The sequence below is a fragment of the Streptomyces odontomachicola genome (assembly GCF_039605595.1).
Taxonomy (GTDB): Bacteria; Actinomycetota; Actinomycetes; order Streptomycetales; family Streptomycetaceae; genus Streptomyces.
Genome location: NZ_JBCFOK010000011.1, coordinates 264,462 through 281,399 on the forward strand (window position 1 = coordinate 264,462; position 16,938 = coordinate 281,399).

The 16,938-nt window shown below is 71.8% G+C and carries 14 protein-coding genes and 2 pseudogenes; 3 read left to right on the plus strand and 13 right to left on the minus strand.

The features are described 5' to 3' along the window. Positions 1-14 precede the first annotated feature (14 nt). The 3 genes from ABEE00_RS21615 to ABEE00_RS21625 form a co-directional block, all read right to left on the minus strand. Positions 15-230, minus strand: a complete 216-nt coding sequence (locus ABEE00_RS21615) for an MbtH family protein (RefSeq protein ID WP_345747254.1) — start codon at positions 228-230, stop codon at positions 15-17. A 225-nt stretch (positions 231-455) separates the two neighbouring features. Beyond that, positions 456-1,397, minus strand: a complete 942-nt coding sequence (locus ABEE00_RS21620; RefSeq protein ID WP_345747255.1) for a TauD/TfdA family dioxygenase — start codon at positions 1,395-1,397, stop codon at positions 456-458. Positions 1,398-1,557: 160 nt separating this feature from the next. Continuing rightward, entirely contained in the window at positions 1,558-2,484 is a 927-nt protein-coding gene (locus ABEE00_RS21625) for a TauD/TfdA family dioxygenase (RefSeq protein ID WP_345747256.1), read from the minus strand. Positions 2,485-2,810: 326 nt separating this feature from the next. Between ABEE00_RS21625 and ABEE00_RS21630 the strand changes: the two are divergent. After that, a pseudogene (locus tag ABEE00_RS21630) lies at positions 2,811-2,918 on the plus strand (oxidoreductase); the annotation flags it as partial. A 61-nt stretch (positions 2,919-2,979) separates the two neighbouring features. Here ABEE00_RS21630 and ABEE00_RS21635 read toward each other — a convergent pair. Beyond that, positions 2,980-3,894, minus strand: a complete 915-nt coding sequence (locus tag ABEE00_RS21635; RefSeq protein WP_345747257.1) for an alpha/beta fold hydrolase — start codon at positions 3,892-3,894, stop codon at positions 2,980-2,982. Between the two features lie 14 nt (positions 3,895-3,908). Next, positions 3,909-5,360 carry an alpha/beta hydrolase family protein gene (locus ABEE00_RS21640; RefSeq protein ID WP_345747258.1) on the minus strand — a complete coding sequence of 484 codons (1,452 nt, stop codon included), beginning with the start codon at positions 5,358-5,360 and terminating at the stop codon, positions 3,909-3,911. 585 nt (positions 5,361-5,945) lie between these two features. Between ABEE00_RS21640 and ABEE00_RS21645 the strand changes: the two genes are divergently transcribed. Then, on the plus strand, positions 5,946-7,820 hold the full coding sequence (locus ABEE00_RS21645; protein ID WP_345747259.1) for a CocE/NonD family hydrolase: 1,875 nt from the start codon (positions 5,946-5,948) through the stop codon (positions 7,818-7,820). Positions 7,821-7,848: 28 nt separating this feature from the next. Here the strand turns inward: ABEE00_RS21645 and ABEE00_RS21650 are convergent. Together ABEE00_RS21650 and ABEE00_RS21655 are read right to left on the minus strand one after the other, a co-directional pair. After that, positions 7,849-8,142 (minus strand): annotated as a pseudogene (locus tag ABEE00_RS21650) (integrase core domain-containing protein); the annotation flags it as partial. Positions 8,143-8,176: 34 nt separating this feature from the next. Then, complete coding sequence (locus ABEE00_RS21655; RefSeq protein ID WP_345747260.1) at positions 8,177-9,136, minus strand: quinone oxidoreductase family protein; 960 nt, start codon at positions 9,134-9,136, stop codon at positions 8,177-8,179. Between the two features lie 144 nt (positions 9,137-9,280). Here ABEE00_RS21655 and ABEE00_RS21660 point away from each other — a divergent pair, with 144 nt between their 5' ends. After that, positions 9,281-9,901, plus strand: a complete 621-nt coding sequence (locus ABEE00_RS21660; RefSeq protein WP_345747261.1) for a TetR/AcrR family transcriptional regulator — start codon at positions 9,281-9,283, stop codon at positions 9,899-9,901. Between the two features lie 331 nt (positions 9,902-10,232). Here ABEE00_RS21660 and ABEE00_RS21665 read toward each other — a convergent pair whose 3' ends face one another. The 6 genes from ABEE00_RS21665 to acsA all read right to left on the minus strand — a co-directional run bounded on the left by ABEE00_RS21665 (position 10,233) and on the right by acsA (position 16,904). Then, on the minus strand, positions 10,233-11,099 hold the full coding sequence (locus ABEE00_RS21665; protein ID WP_345747262.1) for a universal stress protein: 867 nt from the start codon (positions 11,097-11,099) through the stop codon (positions 10,233-10,235). 95 nt (positions 11,100-11,194) lie between these two features. Further along, the gene (locus ABEE00_RS21670; RefSeq protein ID WP_345747263.1) at positions 11,195-11,470 is read right to left on the minus strand and encodes an acyl carrier protein; all 276 of its coding nucleotides are present in this window, start codon (positions 11,468-11,470) and stop codon (positions 11,195-11,197) included. Further along, on the minus strand, positions 11,467-13,002 hold the full coding sequence (locus ABEE00_RS21675) for a 2-oxo acid dehydrogenase subunit E2 (protein ID WP_345747264.1): 1,536 nt from the start codon (positions 13,000-13,002) through the stop codon (positions 11,467-11,469). The genes ABEE00_RS21670 and ABEE00_RS21675 overlap by 4 nt, the downstream gene beginning before the upstream one ends. Beyond that, positions 12,995-14,038 carry an alpha-ketoacid dehydrogenase subunit beta gene (locus ABEE00_RS21680; RefSeq protein ID WP_345747265.1) on the minus strand — a complete coding sequence of 348 codons (1,044 nt, stop codon included), beginning with the start codon at positions 14,036-14,038 and terminating at the stop codon, positions 12,995-12,997. The genes ABEE00_RS21675 and ABEE00_RS21680 overlap by 8 nt, the downstream gene beginning before the upstream one ends. Further along, positions 14,035-15,117, minus strand: coding sequence for a pyruvate dehydrogenase (acetyl-transferring) E1 component subunit alpha (gene pdhA, locus ABEE00_RS21685; protein ID WP_345747266.1), 1,083 nt, complete (start codon positions 15,115-15,117; stop codon positions 14,035-14,037). The genes ABEE00_RS21680 and pdhA overlap by 4 nt, the downstream gene beginning before the upstream one ends. Beyond that, complete coding sequence (gene acsA, locus ABEE00_RS21690) at positions 15,114-16,904, minus strand: acetate--CoA ligase (RefSeq protein ID WP_345747267.1); 1,791 nt, start codon at positions 16,902-16,904, stop codon at positions 15,114-15,116. Before acsA ends, pdhA begins: the two co-directional genes overlap by 4 nt. Positions 16,905-16,938: the final 34 nt, after the last annotated feature.

The window sequence follows — 16,938 nt, forward strand, 5'->3', positions numbered from 1 at the left end:
GGGGTGGGGTCAGGTCAGGCCGTGGCCTGCGCGTCCATGCGGCGCCGCAGACTCGCGGGGCGCATGTCGGTCCACACCTGGTCGATGTGGGCGAGGCAGTCCTCGCGGCTGCCGGAGGTGCCCTCCTCGCGCCAGCCCGCGGGCAGGTCGCGGTCGGCCCACCAGATCGAGTACTGCTCCTCGTCGTTGAGGACGACGCGGAAGGTCTCGGTGCTCTGCTGCTCGCTCACTGCGCTCTCCTGATGAGTTCGGTTCGGCCAACGGGGATGCGTTGGCGGGTACGTGGGTGGGCGCGGGCCCGCCCGGGGGCGCGCCGGCCCCGTACGCGGTCAGTCTGCGGACCCGCGCCATATATGACCTATATGCGGCGTACGTACGACGGCGTGCGGATCACGGCGGCGCTCACGGCGGCGGATCACGGCGTACGCGCGCTCAGCCGGTCGTGGCGACCGTGCTCAGCCCGTCATGGCGACCAGGACGCGGCGGCTCCCGGTGAAGGAGCGGCGGCCGTGCGCGACGAGGATGTTGTCGATCAGCAGCACGTCGCCCTCGCGCCAGTCGACGTCCACGGCGTTCTCCAGGCCGCGGTCGCGCACCTGGATCACGTACGCGTCCGGGATCGGCGTGCCGTCGGCGAAGGTCACCGACTGGGGCAGCTCCTCGGGCGGCATGATCTGCGCCAGCGCCTTGGCGGTCTCGTCGCCGAGCGCGGCGGGGTGCCACTGGTCGGACTGGTTGAACCACACCTCGGCACCGGTCACCGGGTGCGTGAGGGTGGCCGGGCGCACCGTGCTGACGCGCAGCGTCCCGTCCCGCAGCCAGCTCCACTCCGAGCCGGCCTCCTTGAGGTAGGCGTCCACCTCGTCGCGGTCCTCGGTCTCGAAGGTGTCCTGCCAGCTCTTGCCGAGGCCCTTGCCGCCGTGCAGGTTCTGCGCATAGCGGACGCCGTCCCGGTAGGCCTCGCGGACCTCGTCGTCGAGCGACTCCAGCCACAGCGCGGCGTCCACGACCGGGGTGGCGCCGCCGGTCTCGGCCGCGACCTGGCAGTAGAAGGCGAGCCGGGTGGGCCAGCTCGACGCGTACGAGAGCTCGTTGTGCATCGAGATGACGAACTCGGCCGGGTATTCGGTCGAGGTGTAGACGTTGGAACCGACCTTCGTACGCGGCGAGTTGCCGTTCACATAGGCCAGCCGGTGCGGCAGGAGCCGGTCAAGGACCGGGTCGAGCTGCTCCTTGTCCAGCCCGAAGCCCCGGAAGACCAGGGCCTTCTCGCGGGTCAGGAGTTCGCCCAGACCGTCAAGGCGGTCCAGGTAGCCGACCAGCCCGTCGAATGAGGCCGGTACCCCCGCGTCCCCCGGAGTGATCTCCAGCGGGGCCCAGGCGTTCTGGTCAACCATGGATGCAAGTCCCTTCAAGGTGGGGTGGGTTCGGGGCCGTGCCCGCGCGGCGGAGGGCCGTGCGGCACTCGCGGTGCGGCACGGCCCGGGGCCCGGGGTTCGGAGCTCGGGGCCCGAAGCTCGGGTCCCGTCGGAGCCGGCTCTCGCGTCGGCTCTCGCGTCAGCTCTTGCGCGCGCCCATGCCGACGACGACGCGGCGGGAGCCGGTGAACGGGTCCCTGGCGTGCGACATCAGCGCGTTGTCGATGATCATCACGTCGCCGCGGCTCCACGGGTGCCGGTAGGCGACCTGCTCGTACGCGCCGCGCAGCGCCTCGATGGTCTCGGGGCCGACCTCGGAACCGTCCGCGTAGAAGGTGTCGTTGGGCCGCATCCCCGGGTCGGTGGCGAGCAGCGCCTCGTGCACCTCCTTGGGCTCGGTGCCGCGCACGTTGAGGTTGAGCACGCTGTTGCACCAGGTGCGCTCCCCCGACACCGGGTGGGTGCGAATGGCGGGCGCGTCCTGGGTGGTGTGCAGGCCCAGCTCGCTCCAGCGGGCCTCGACACCGTTGGCCGCGCAGTACGCGTCGACGTCCGTACGGGACTCCGTACCGAACGCGTCGGGCCAGGAGACGCCCAGGCCGCAGAAGTTGCGCGCGTAGCGCACGCCGCCCTCGAAGCGGGCCACGACCTCGTCCGGCAGGGCTTGCAGCATGGCTCGGCCGTCGGCGATGGGCGTGCTGCCGCCCGAGGCGGGCGCCTCCAGGCAGGCGAAGACCAGGCAGTCGGGCATGTGGCGCCGGTAGGAGAACTCGTTGTGGAACTGGATCGGGAACGCCGCCGGGTACTCGGTCGAGGTGAACGCCTTCCCGCTCAGCGCGGTGCGCGGCGAGGACTCCTCCCCGAACTGCGTGCTGGGGTCGACGAGGAGGGAGACCGCCTCGTCGAACTCCTCGACCGTGCCGACCCCGGCGTTCCGGAAGATCACCGCCCCGTGCTCCACCAGGGAGCCGACCCAGTCGGGGTTCCCGGCCAGCCACTTGTCGAGGCTCGCCGCGCCGTCCAGATCGACGAGGACCGGCGTGGTGGAGGTGCGCTGCTGCGTCATGTGTGTGCTTCCCCTGAGAACCCGAGAGAACTGCTGGACCCGGTGGGGATCCTCGGGGGCGCGCCTTATGGGACATCTATATTGCCCGGCCACAGGGTGTTTGACCGGTTCGTGGGTGGTGTCCGGTTCGCGGGTGGTGTAGGGCGCGATGGGCCGGTCGGACCAGACGGTGGCGCACCGCTACGCGCGCCTGCGGGCCGACTTCCGTGACCTGGCGAAGGCGACCGGCAGGTCGCGGACCACCGCCCGGCGCAGGCTCGCCGAGCTGCGCGCGGCCGGGGCGCTCGACGTCGACGTCGACGTCGACCCCGCGCTGCTGGGCGTTCGCCGACGCCGCCGAACCCGCCCTGGACGCGGGCTTCGACGGAGTCGAACTGCATGGCGCCTACGGCTACCTCATCCAGCAGTTCCTCTCCAGCAACGCCGACCAGCGCCCACGACACGTTCTACCGCGGCGAGGTACGGCGGAGGTCGGCCCACCTGGACGTGCCTCCCTCACGAGGGCAGCGACGCCAGCCAGTCCAGGAGAAGCGCGTTGGTCTCCTTCGGGCGCTCCTGCTGCACCCAGTGGCCGCAGCCGTCGAGGACGTGCGAGGCGAACAGCGCGGGCATCGTCGTCGGGAACGCGGTGATCGCCTCGCCCAGCCACCGGGTCGGCCCGTCCAGGCTCCCGCCGATGAACAGGGAGGGCTGGACCAGCGGGGCGCCGTGGTAGGCGCGCAGGTCGTCGCCGTCGTGGTTCATGGCCCGGTAGCGGTTGAGCCCTCCGGTCAGTCCGGTGCGCTCGAAATCGGCCGCGTACCAGTCGAGTTCGGTATCCGACAGCCAGCCGGGCAGCGGTCCGGTGGGAGAGCGGTCGCGCATCCGGGCGCCCGGCGGGATCGTGAACGGGTCCGGGCGGTCGGGATCCCCCATCCCCTCGGCGGCCAGGGCCGCGTAGAAACCGGCCAGCCAGCCGCGTACATCGGGTTCGATCTCGGCCTCGGCCCGCCCCGGCCGCTGGAAGTAGTCCAGGTAGAACTCGCCGCCCTGGGCCAACGGGGCCAGGGCTTCGGTGAGTCTGACGTCGGCGGGCGGCGCGTACGGCACGCTCAGCAGGCCCACGGCGCGGAAGGTGTCCGGGTACGAGAGCGCCGAGGCCGTGGCGATGGGCGAGCCCCAGTCGTGTCCGACGATCACGGCCGACTCCTCGCCCAGCGCCCGGACGACGGCGTGGCTGTCGGCCGCCAGCTCGCCGATCCGGTACGCGTCCGGCCCGTCCGGCTTGGAGGAGCGGCCGTAACCCCGTACGTCGACGGCCACCGCCCGGTGACCGGCCCCGGCGACGGCCGGCAATTGATGGCGCCACGAATACCAGGACTCGGGAAACCCCAGGACCGCCCGTACGCGGAGACCGCACCCTCGCGGCATGAACGAGCTGCTGATCAGCGGGGATGGCGGGCGCGGACGCTCAGGTCGCCGTACCGCGACAAGGCCGCCCCGAGATCGCCACGCTTCTGCCGCACCGTGGAATCCAAGAACGCAAGACTGGCAGCCGCGGTGACACGCGGGCCCTCCGTACGGTCAAGGGACCCGACGAGTGCGGGCACCGGCGGCAGGTACAGCGGGGCGTCGGTGAAGGTGAGGTGTACCGCGCCGGGGACCGAGAGCCGGTAGGTCGTCGCGGTGCTGAAGGCGAGGGTCTTCGCGAGGCGGGGAAGGTAGTCGGGGTCGATGTCCTTCGTGACGTCCTGGGTGAGCGCGAGCACCGGCTGGTGGAACGGACGGGGCGCGGGGTCGCGCGGAAAGCCGTCCACGTTGATGACGGCGTCGAACCGCCGGTCCTGGCGCGCTGCCAGCAAGGCCGCGGCGCCGCCGATGGAATGGCCGGTCACCGCGACCCGGCCGGCATCGAGCCGTCCGGCCAGGGGGCCCGCGCCCTGGCCCCGGTCCACGCGGGTGAGTTGAGTGAGCACGAAGCGCAGGTCGGCGGCCCGCACCGCAGCCCATCCAGCAGCCCGCCTGTCGTCCGTGGCCCGGTCGCCCGTGGCCTCGATCTTCTTGTGGACGGTCCGGCCGTCGGCCAGCGTGACGGCGGCGGAGTCGTAGGGATGGTCGAGGGCTACGACGACGTACCCGTGACTGGCCAATTCCTCAGCCCAGGCCGTGTTCTGGGTACGCACCCCACCCAACCCAGGAGAGAACAGCACAATGGGGAATCGCCCGTTCCCCTCGGCCACCGCCGCACCGGAAACCGAGCGCGTACGGGCGGATGCGACGCCGTCGAGCAGAAATCCGGGAACGCCCACAGAGTCGGCAAAGGCATCGGAGACGATGCGCGCCTCGCGCTCCGTACGCCCCAGGTACCGCGCCGATTGTGCGCCGTGGGCCGCTTTTTGGGCGGGATACCAGAGCTGGGCCACAACCGTACGCCGGTCATCGGCCGCGGCGGTCGCGGGCTCTGCTCGTTCCGGATCAGTCCATTCCATGACGCGGGTGCCGACCGGGAATTCCCCCGAGGGCTTCGGAAATTCCGGTACGGGGAAGGCCCAGGCCGACACCGGGCCTGCCGCGACCAACCCGAGGCATGCCACAGAACCCGGCAACGCGAGCCACCATCGGGCCCTCCTCGCCGGCTTTCCGGTACGCGCGCGCAGCACGGGCGAGACCGCGAAAGGGAATGCGAGGGCCGCCGCCACGAGCACGAGCGCCACCTGCCAGCGCAGCCCGACCACGCCCAGCGCGACCCCGGACACCACGACCGCTAATGCCGAGGCAATGGTGACCGGCGGGCGGGCGACGGGAGGAATCCAGCGCGCGACCACCAACACGACGGCGCCCAGCACCAAGAGGATTTCCAGAGGGGACATGTACAGTCCCGAAATGGTCTGGGTCATGCGAACATTCTTGAGACCGGCACCTGTCCAGCGCGTCACCCTCTGGTCGCGTTCGCATCCACCCGAAGTCGCACGGAGAATCGGCGATTATCCGCCTCCCTGCGTATGCCCTGACGTCCCGTCAAGCCGACCGTCGTGACCGCGCTCAGAAGGAGATTGCGCTTCCCGCAGCGCGCCGCGCGGAGAACGGCGTCGAGTGGTTCGGCGCCGGCAGGAGCCGGTGCATGCGGCGGGCCAGGTCGTCGGCGCCGTAGCGCTGGCAGCCGCGGTAGTGGTTCAGGCTGCCGGCGAACCCGCCGCCCCGCGCCCGCCCAGCCGCAGGGCTGCTCCACCGACCTCAGCAAGGGCCCACAGAAACGACCTGGCCCCCGAACTCCGCACATCGGCAACTCGTAGCCCACTGCGCCACATTGACGTCCATTGCGGCCGATCCTAGGCTCACTCGCCGTCGGCTCCGGCCGTACGCACGAGCGAATAGCCGTTGTGCGTGGGGCCGTTCCCCATCGCGGCGCCCGGCACGGCGACGGCCGCTGCCCGACCGGTACCACCTGCACCATCCCGCACCCACCGCCCCGGGAGGAGCATGTGAAGAGACCCAAGACGGCCGTACGGGCCGTCGCCGCACTGATCACCACCCTGGCGCTGACCGGCGCACTCGCGGCTCCCGCCGCCTCAGCGCAGACCACCTCGGCGCAAACCGCCTCCGCGCGCACCGCGACGGGGCCGGCCGCCCCGACGTCCGGCCCCGTCACCCACGAGGAGAACGACCGCGTCCCCAAGGGCGCGGAATGGACCCAGCACTACTTCCCCTCCTCCGACGGCTCCGGCACCGAGCTGCACGCCGACGTCCTGCGGCCCGAGGGGATGCCCAAGGGCAAGAAGGTGCCCGTGATCCTCTCCGTCGGCCCGTACTTCTCGCACAGCGGGCAGAGCGGCCCCGAGGGCTGGACGCACACCGGCCCCTCGAACCGCTTCCAGGACTTCATCGAGGGCACCGACCTCTTCAAGCGGGGCTACGCCTTCGTCATGGTGGACCTGCGCGGCTTCGGCGGCTCCACCGGCTGCCTGGACTGGGGCGGCCCCGGCGAACAGGCCGACGTCAAGGCCGCGGTCGACTGGTCGGCGAGCCGGCCCTGGTCGACCGGAGCGGTGGGCATGTACGGCAAGTCCTACGACGGGGTCACCGGCCTGATCGGCAACAACCTGGACCAGAAGGCCCTCAAGGCCGTCGTCTCGCAGGAACCCCTGTGGGACATGTACCCCTACATCTACTCCAACGGCGTGCCGCGGCCGAACGTGACCGGCACCGCCAACGCGTACAACTCCATCGCCACGATGGACCCGTTGGCGGACGACGACGCCCACTACCGGGCCAACGCCCGCTACGAGGACGGCCATCCGCAGTGCCTCACGGAGAACTCCGCCGGATACCGCATATCCGACCGGAACGATCCGCACTGGACTTCACGCGACCTCGCCAAGGCGGCGAAGGGCAGCGACACCCCTCTGTTCATCACCCAGGGCTTCATCGAGCCCAACACCAAGCCCGAGGAGATGACGGAGTACCTCGGCAACCACAAGGGTGTCGAACGGGGCTGGGTGGGCCAGTGGGACCACGTACGCGGCGGCGACCGCACCCCGGACGGGCGCCTGGCCATGGGCCGCGAGGGCTGGTACGAGGAGACGCTCTCCTTCTACGACCGCTACCTCAAGGGCAAGAAGCCCTCGGCGCGGTATCCGGCATACGCCGTGGAGGACTCCACCGGCGCCTGGCGCGGTCAGAAGACCTGGCCGGCCCCGGAACACTCCGCCAACCTGCCGCTCGGCGGCGGCAGTTACGTGGACGACGGCGGCACCTCCGCCCGTAGGGCCGCGGGCCTGTCCGGTACGCCGGCGAAACCCGACCGTTCCTCCGGCGAGGGGGACATGGAGAAGGCGCCCGCGACCGCGCAGATCCCGGAGAACCTCGCCAAGGGAACGGTCAAGAAGCAGCAGGCCGGTGAGGTCACCTCCAGCTACTTCACCTGGTCACGCCCACTCAAGCGGGACGTACGCATCACCGGCACCCCACGGATCACCCTGAACGCCAAGGGCAAGGGCAACATCATGCTCAAGCTGTACGACCGCGCCCCGGACGGGAGCGCCGTCATGTTCGACGAGCAGGTCTCCCTGGTGCGTTCGGGCCGGCTGAGCATCGATCTCAAGTCCACCGACTGGACCTTGGCCGCCGGCCACAGGCTGGTCGTGGAGACGGGCTCCATCCAGACCGGTTCGTGGAACGACACACCGTCGGGCGAGACGATCCGGGTCAAGGACGCACGCCTGGCGCTGTCCCTGGACGACCCGTCAGACGACACCCCCACAGCGGGCGAGCGCTCGCCGTACCTGGACACATACCTGCGCCAGAACACCGTGCCCCTGCCACCCGGCCGCCCCACCTTCACAGTGGGCCGCCCCTGACCCTCCGCCATCCCTCCGACCGACGGCGCTACGACGACCACCCCCGGCCGCCGCAGCGCCGAGGGACTCGGTGCGCTCGGTGTTGCGAGTACGGGCGCACGTACGCCCACTCGTCGAGCAGAGTGCGATGCAGACGCTCGGCCTCGCCGTTCGTCTGCGGGCAATAAGGGCGCGTGCGTTTGTGGACGATGCCAGCGGCGCTCAGGGGCTGGGAGAACGGCCGGGATCGGCAGCAGGAGCCATTGTCCGTGAGGACGCGATCGACGGTGATGCCGTGGTCGGCGAAGAAGGCGTTCGCACGCTTCCAGAAGGCGGCAGCAGTCCGTCATGCGCGCGGTCAGCCGACGGCGGGCGTGTCAGAGGAGGATGACGGTGCGCTCGCCGGGTGCATCCTCGTGGGCCCAGGCCGCCTCGACCCGGTCGAGCGGGAACGGGTGCGGGCGCACGGCCATGCCGCCCGCGGCGATCGCGGCGACGAGTTCGGCGAACTCCCGCTGCAGGACGTCCATGGGGACCGCTCCGAAGCCACTGCCCAGGACGCGGAATGCGTTGGAGCGCATGGCGTGTCCGGACAGCGTGATGGAGTCTCCGCCCATGCCGCCGACCTGTACCCAGTCGAGCAGGCGGGTGTGCTGGGTACGTACTTCGAGGACGGCGCGCATGGCGAGTTCGGTGGGCGGCCCCCATACATAGTCGAGGACCACGTCGACCTCCGCGGCGGCCTCGGCGAGCGCGGCCGCGGTGGCGTCCTGGTCGGGGGTGAGCTGGACGATGTCGTCCGCGCCTGCGGCGGTGAGTTCGTCGAGGCGGGCGCGATTGCGTCCTGCGGCGACCACGCGCTCGGCGCCGAGGTGCTTGGCGACCTTGACGGCCGTCGAGCCGGCGTTGCCGGTGGCGCCGTGCACCAGGACCGACTGCCCGGCCTGGAACGGGACGCGCGTGCGCAGCACTGTCCACGAGGACAGGGCCGGGTTCATGGTGGCGACCAGGAGTGCGGGATCGGTTCCGTCCGGGACGGGGATGGCGGTGGCCGGGTCGATGGCGATGCGCTCGGCCAGAGAGCCCGCGCCCATCGGCATGACGAAGGCGAGGCTGCCGTCGGCCCGGCGGACCACGGCGTCGGCGCCGGCCAGGGCGGGCAGCGTCTTGGGGCTGGTGTAGTGCTTGCCCGCGGCGATTCCCTTGGTGGCACGGTGCACACCGACGGCGAGGACGTCGACCACTTCCTGGCCGGGGGCAGCCTCGGGGGCGGGGACGGAGCGGAAGTGCGGCGGCTCGTCGAATGACTCCACGAGCGCGGCGTTGATCATGGGCATGCGGGCTTCCCTTGCTTGGTCCACGACCCCACTAAGATACGGAGTCGTTTCTTATTGCCCCGAGCGTACGGCCGCAAGTTAAGATACGCAAGCGGATCTAAGTGCACGGCGAGATGCCATGAGAACGGACATGCGGGAGCAGCGGTGAGTGAGCGGCGCACAGAAGGCACTCCCACGCGGCGCAGGGGCGCAGCCCTGGAGGACGCGATCACCGATGCCGCCTGGGAAGTCCTCGTCGAGCAGGGCTACAACGGCTTCACCTACGAAGCCATCGCAGCGCGCGCCGGAACCAGCAAACCGGTGCTCTACCGGCGCTGGCCACAACGCGAGGACCTCCTCATCGCCACACTCGCCCGACGCTGGCGTCCACTCGACATCCCCGACACCGGCAGCCTGCGCCAAGACGCCCTCACCTTCCTCCGCACGGTCAACGCCGAGCGGGCCCGCACGGTGATACTCCTGCGCATCCAGCTCGCCGACTACTTCCGCGAGACCGGCACCAACTTCAACGACCTGCGCAGCCGCCTCCACCCCACGGACCAGCAGCCCCCCTTCGCGACGCTCGTCCAACGCGCCGTCGAGCGAGGCGAGCTCACGGATGCACCGCGCCCCGAACGCGTGGTGAACCTGCCCTTCGACCTGGTACACCACGACATGCTGACGACCACGGGCGCGGTGCCGGACGAGAAGATCGTCGAGATCGTGGACACGGTGTGGCTCCCCCTGCTCGGCCTGTCACCCCACGACACGCAAGCAGGCCACTGAGCACCCTCGATCGCCAGCGGAACGAGGCCGAGGGAAACCCTCCCAGCACCAGCTCGGGCGCTTCTGCTCCGAGTTCGCAGCGCAGCCTCCCAGCTCGACCACGGCCGCCGTACGGCACAAGAACACCCCAGGCACGTGCAACCAGGACTGGCGACACCAGGACGCGCTCTTGCCGGGGCACCGACTACCTCAAATGACGCCCCGCCACGAAAGTCAGCATGAGGTCGGCATCAGGATGACCAGACCCCCGACGGCTGCTGTCGGGGGTACCTACGTGAAGGTGTACTGGCGAGGAAACCGGAAGAACGGACTGACACAAGCCAGCAGCGGATCAACCATGCGGCACCACTGCCACCGGAGACGTCGCCCGGCGGATCAACGTATGGGTGACGGGGCCGAGATGAGGCCTGGGGGTGGTGTGCGGGCCGCGGCCGACGACGGTCAGGGAGGCGCGGGCGGCGTTCACGCACAGGGTGGGGCGGGGGTCTCCGTGGCGCAGGTCCAGCTTCACCCGTATCTGGGGGTACTTCTCCCGCCACGGGCGCAGGACCGCGCGTACCGCTGCATAGGCTGCCGCCTCGTCCTCCTCCCAGGTGGCGGGGGATATGGGGGCGAGGGCGTGCGCGACGGGCAGCCACCAGGCGTGGACCACGCGCAGCGTGCTGTGGTGGCGGAGCGCGGCCTCGAAGGCGAAGGCGATGGCCGGGTCCTGGTGGTGTGCCGGGTCCAGGCCGAGCACGACGGGCCGCGCATCCGCCGTGTGCGCGGCGGCGGTCGTCTCCCAGCCGGGCCGTACGAGGACGACGGGCCCCTCGGCGTGCGCCGCCGTGAGCAGCGTGAGGGAGCCGGTGAGGAATCCTCCGAGGGTGCTGGGAGCCATGTTGCCGATCACCAGGCAGTCGGCGTGCCGTGTCGCCTCCAGCAGCGCGGGAAGCCGGGGCTGCCAGGCATGGAGGGCCTCCACCTCCAAGCGCGGGTGCCGGCTGGAGAGTTCACCGGCGGTGTGGCGCAGACCGTACTGGGTCAGACAGCGTCGCCGCTCCAGGCCCAGCTTGTCCTCGGTCCCGGGCGGCAGCCCTTCCAGCGCGTACACGAGGCGCAGCGGCAGGCGCGCCGACTCCGCTTCCCTGGCCGCCCAGTGGGCGGCTCCCAGGCTCGCCTGGTAGCCGCTGAATCCGGCGACGATGTGCTGGTGCATGCGCGGCACCTCCCCACGGGTCCGCCGCGCGGCCCGCCTCCTCGTGCTTTCAGAGTCGGCAGCTCGCGGGCGGCGGGGCAGGGGCCGTTCGGCTCCTACCGCACGGTGTCGGGGTGGGAGGCGCGGCGTACGAGGTATGCGGCGCTGCCCTCCAGGGTCTCCAGCTGGTCGTAGTCCTCCTCGTCGATGCGGATGCCGGCACGGTCGGCCAGCGCCTCGACGAGGCTGAGGAAGTCGAGCGAGTCGAGTTCCAGCACCTGCCGGAAGGGAGCGTCGGCGGGCAGCGAGGCCAGGTCGGCGTCGGGGGCGATGCGCAGGAGTTCCTGCTGGACGAGGCGTACGGCCTCATCGGTGGTCAGGGTGGTGGTCATAGCTCCTCCGGGTGCTGCAACAGCCGTTGTACGGCGGCCAGGTAGCGGGCGCCGGTCGCGCCGTCGCTGGCGCGGTGGTCGGCGGCGAGGGTGACCGTGACGGTGGGGCGCACGCCCAGCAGCCCGTCCACGGCGGCGGGGCGCTCCCGTACGGTGCCGAAGCCGACCAGGGCCACCTGCGGCGGGTGGATCACGCCGTAGACGGCGTCGGCCTCCAGGTCGCCCATGCTCGTCACGGTCACGGTGGCGACGCCGGTCTCCGAGGCGCGCAGCCGCCCGGTGCGGGCGCGGGCCGTCAGGTCCTTCAGCCGGGTCATCAGCTCGGGCAGGGCCAGGGTGTCGGCGTCGCGCAGGGCCGGGGCGACCAGGCCGCCGCCGCGCAGCGAGACGGCCGTGCCCAGGTGGACCTCGGTTGCGGGGTGGAAGCGGTCCTGTTCCCAGAAGCCGTTCAGCTCCGGTACGCGGCGGGCGGCGAGCGCGGCGGCCTTGAGCAACAGCGCGGCCGGGACGAGGCGTCGGGCCACGGGTGCGCTGCGGTTGTGCTCGCGCATCCATGCCATGGCGCGGGTCATGTCGACGGTGCGGGCGAGGTAGTAGTGCGGGATCTCGCGCTTGGACCGGCTCATGAGCTGGGCCGTGGCCTGGCGCATGGCCTGGTGGCGGTCGGCGCGCTCCGGTCGCGGGTTCGTCGCCCGCGGCGTGGGGGCGTGGCCGTCCGGCGCCGGGGGCGCGATCGCCGCCGCGGCCCGCACGTCCGCTGCGCGTACGGCGCCGCCCTCCCCCGTGCCGCGCACGGCGGCGAGGTCCACGCCCGACTCCGCGGCGAGGCGCCGCGCCAGGGGTGTGGCCCGTACTCGCCTACACGGCGGGGCTGTTGCCGCCCGCTCCACGTCGGCCCGCGTGACGCGCCCGCCGCGGCCGGTGCCGTGGACGGCGGTGAGGTCCAGGTGCCGCTCCTGCGCCAGATGCCGCACCAGGGGGCCTGCCGATCGCCGCGTCGCCTCCGCCCCCGCCGGTGCGGCGGCGCGCGGCGCTGCGGGCTGCGGGGCGGGATCGGGCTCACCGCTCCTCTGCGTGGCGGGTGTTGAGGGTGCCGCGGCCTGCGCCGCGTGTACGGATGCGGGCTCGGCCCCTGTCTGCGGCCCGGGCGTGGAGACGGCGGCGGCCTGCGCCGCAGGGACGGGTACGGGAGCGGGCTCGGCCCCCGTCTGCGGTAGGGGTGTTGAGGGTTCGGGTGCCTGTGGCGCGGGAGCGGGTGCGGCGGCCTGCTGCGCGGGAGCTGACGTCGTGGCCGAGGCCGCCGGCGTGATCTCCGCCAGCGGTGCGCCGACCGGCAGCACCGTGCCCGGTTCGGCCAGCAGCCGTGTCACGGTGCCGCTCTCGAAGCACTCCACCTCGATGTCGGCCTTGGCGGTCTCGATGACGGCGACCACCTCGCCCTTGGTGACCGTGTCCCCGCTCTTGACCAGCCACTGGGTGAGGGTGCCCTCCTCCATGTCGGCGCCCAGCGAGGGCATGCGGAACTCAGCCATCGCGCCCCACCGCCTTGCGGGCCGCGCGCACGATGTCCTGCGGCTGCGGCAGGGCGGCCTCTTCCATCTGCCGCGCGTAGGGGATGGGCACCTCGGCGCTGCACACGCGCTCCACGGCCGCGTCGAGTTCGTAGAAGGCCTGCTCGGTGATGCGCGCGGACAGCTCCGCCGCGAGGCTGCCGGTGCGCCAGCCCTCGTCGATGATCACGGCGCGGTGGGTGCGGGCGACCGCCGCCATCACGGTCGCGTCGTCCAGGGGTCGCAGCGTGCGCAGATCGATGACGTGGGCGGAAATGCCGTCCGCTGCGAGGAGTTGGGCCGCCTCCAGCGTCTTGGGCAGCGAGCCTCCGTAGGTGATGAGGCAGATGTCCTCGCCTTCCCTGCGTACGGCCGCCGAGGTGAGGTCCGCGGGGGCGGTGGGCGCGGGCGGTTCGCCGGAGGTGTTGTAGAGCGAACCATGCTCGAAGATGATCACTGGGTCGGGGTCGTCCAGCGCGGGGGCGAGCATGCCGCGCGCGTCCTCCAGGGTCGCGGGCGCCAGCACGCGGATGCCGGGGATGTGCGCGTACCAGCCCTCCAGGCTGTGCGAGTGCTGGGCGGCGAGCTGCCGCCCGGCGCCCGTGGTCATCCGGATGACCACCGGGACCGAGAACTGGCCGCCGGACATGTGCCGCAGCGTCGCCGCGTTGTTGAGGATCTGGTCGAGGGCCAGCAGGCTGAAGTTGACCGTCATGATCTCCACGACGGGCCGCAGTCCGGCCAGCGCGGCGCCGATGCCCGCGCCGACGAAGGCCGATTCGGAGAGCGGGGTGTCGCGAACGCGCTCGGGCCCGAACTCCTCCACCAGCCCGAGGCTGACGCCGAAGGCGCCGCCGTACGTGCCCACGTCCTCCCCCATGAGGAAGACGCGCGGATCGGCGCGCAGGGCCTCGCGCAGCGCCTCGCGTACGGCCTCTCGGTAGGTGACCTTCGCGGACGGGGTGGTCTTGGCCGCTCCGGTGGCCGTGGTCGCCTCGGTGGTCCCCGCTGAGGTCATGGCCGCGCCTCCCCTCGTACCGGCGTGGTGTGGGGCTCCGCATCGTCCGGCGCGGTGTGCACGAATCGCAGCAGCTCGTCCGGGGATTCGGCAGGTGCGGCCTCAGCGGACTTCTCCGCACGGGCCACCTCTTCGGCCACCTCGCGCTCCAGCTCCGCGAATCCGGCGTCGTCCAGGGTCTTCTCGGCGCGCATCAGCCCGGCCAGGGCGTCGATGGGGTCGCGCTCGCGCCAGCGCTGGATCTCGTCCTTGTCGCGGTAGCGGTCCGGGTCGTACATGGAGTGCGCGCGGTAGCGGTACGTGCGCATCTCCAGGAAGTGCGGGCCGTGCCCGGCGCGGATGCCGTCGGCGGCGCGCTGTGCGGCCTGTTCCACGGCCAGGACGTCCATGCCGTCCACCGCCCAGGCGGGCATGCCGTACGAGGCGGCGCGCATGGCCAGGTCGGTCTGCGCGTGCTCGGTGGCCAGCGGGGTGCCCATGGCGTACAGGTTGTTCTCGCACACCAGCAGCAGCGGCAGGCTCCACAGCGCGGCCAGGTTCGCCGTCTCGTGGAACTCCCCCTCGGCCACGGCGCCGTCGCCGAAGAAGCAGCACACCAACCCGGGCCCGCCGCGCACCCGTTCGGCCAGGGCCAGGCCGGCGGCCAGCGGCAGGCCGCCGCCGACGATGGCGTTGCCGCCGTAGAAGCCGCGGGCGACGTCGAAGAGGTGCATGGAGCCGCCGCGTCCGCGGCTGCACCCGGTGACCTTGCCGTACATCTCGGCCATGACCGCCTCGGCGGGCACACCGCGGGCCAGCGCATGCCCGTGTTCGCGGTAGGTGGAGACCACCGGGTCGGCGGGCTCCAGCACGCGGGTGGCGCCGACGGCGACGGCCTCCTCGCCGATGCCCAGGTGGACGAAGCCGCGGATGCGCGCGGCGCTGTAGAGCTCCACGCAGCGCTCTTCGAAGCGGCGGATGAGCAGCATCGCCGAGAGCAGGTCGCGCTGGTGCTTGGCCCGGGCGCCGTCGCGGCGTGCGGGCTTCTTCGCTGCGGTGCCGCCGCGTGGCGTCTTCGGGGTTTTGCGTGCTGCGGTCATGACGGGTTCTCCAGCGTGGAGGTGTCTCCCTCGGGCAGGCCCAGTTCGCGGGCGCGCAGCAGACGGCGCATGACCTTGCCGCTGCGCGTCTTGGGCAGGTTCTGCTCGAACGCGATCTCGCGGGGCGCCACGGCGGGCCCCAGCTTGCGCCGGGCGAAGGCGAGGAGTTCGGAGCACAGCTCCTCGCTGGGCTCGGTGCCCGGGGTCAGGGACACGAAGGCCTTCACGATCGTGCCCGCCGTGCTGTGCGGGCGCCCGATGACGCCGGCCTCGGCCACCCGCGGGTGCTCCAGCAGCGCGCTCTCCACCTCGAAGGGGCTGATGAGGTGCCCTGCGGACTTGATGACGTCGTCCGCGCGGCCGACGAACCAGAAGTAGCCGTCGGCGTCCCTGCGCACCACATCGCCGGTCAGGTACCAGCCCCCGGCGAAGGAGGCGGCATAGCGCGCCTTGTCGTGCAGGTAGCCGCGGAACATCGAGGGCCAGCCGGGCCGCAGGGCCAACTCCCCCTCCGCGTCCGGCTCGTGCAGCATCCGTACGTGTCCGCCCTCGCACCAGGCCCTGCCGTCGACGCCGCGGGCCAGCACGGCGGCCTCGATGCCGGGCAGCGGGCGCCCCATGGAGCCGGCGCGTATGTCGCACGCCGCGAAGTTCGCGATCATGATGCTGCCGGTCTCGGTCTGCCACCAGGTGTCGTGGACGGGCAGCCCCAGCACCTCGCTCCCCCACAGCACGGCCTCGGGGTTGAGCGGCTCGCCGACCGAGGCGATGAAGCGCAGCGCCGAGAGATCGTGGGAGCGCGGCAGCCCGTACGGCCCCTCCCTGGGCGTGGCGCGCATCAGCATGCGGATCGCGGTGGGCGCGGTGTACCAGACCGACACCCGCTCCTGTGCCAGCGTCCGGTACCAGCGCCGGACATCGAACTCGCCCTCGTCCACGACCGCCGTCACCCCGTGCGTGAGCGGCGCGATGATCCCGTACGACATGCCCGTCACCCAGCCGGGGTCGGCCGTGCACCAGTACACGTCCTCGGGGTGCAGGTCGAGCGCGTAGGCCGCGCTGATGTGGTGGGCCACCACGGCCTCGTGGACGTGCACCGCGCCCTTGGGGCTGCCCGTGGTGCCGCTGGTGAAGTGCAGCAGGGCCATGTCGGCGGGGGCGGTGGCTACGGTGGTGAAGTCCTCGGAGGACGACGCGAGTTGGCCGTCGAAGCGCAGGGTGCCGGGCACCTCTGCTGTGGTGGGGCCCACCAGCAGGACGTGTTCCAGCTCGGGCAGCAGCTCACGGGCCGGGGCGACCTTGCGCAGGTAGTGCTGCTGGGTGGTCACCAGCACCCGGGCGTTGCCCAGGCGCAGCCGCTGCTGTACGGGGTCGGGGCCGAAGGCGGAGAAGAGGGGGCACAGCACGCTGCCGTTCTTCAACGTGCCCAGCACCGTGGTGAAAAGCTCCGGACAGCGGCCCAGCAGGGTGAACACCCGCTCGCCGCGTCCCACCCCGAGGGCGCGCAGCACGTTGGCGAACCGGTTGGTGCGCCGGGCCAGTTCGCCATAGGTCACCGCCTCCACCGTGCCGTCCGCACGCACACAGCGCAGCGCCGTACGCTCGCCCCGTCCCACTGCCAGATGGCGGTCCACCGCCTCGTAGGCGATGTTCAGACCGCCGCCCGGGAGCCCGGCCAGCCGCTCGCGCGCCTGCTTCCAGGTGAAGCCCGCGCGCTCGCGCTCGTAGTCGCCCAGGTACGGAATGACCGGTGACGGTGCCCTCTTGTGGATGGTCTCCGCCGTCATGGCAGGCTCCCCTCGTCAAGCGGCTTCCGCAGCC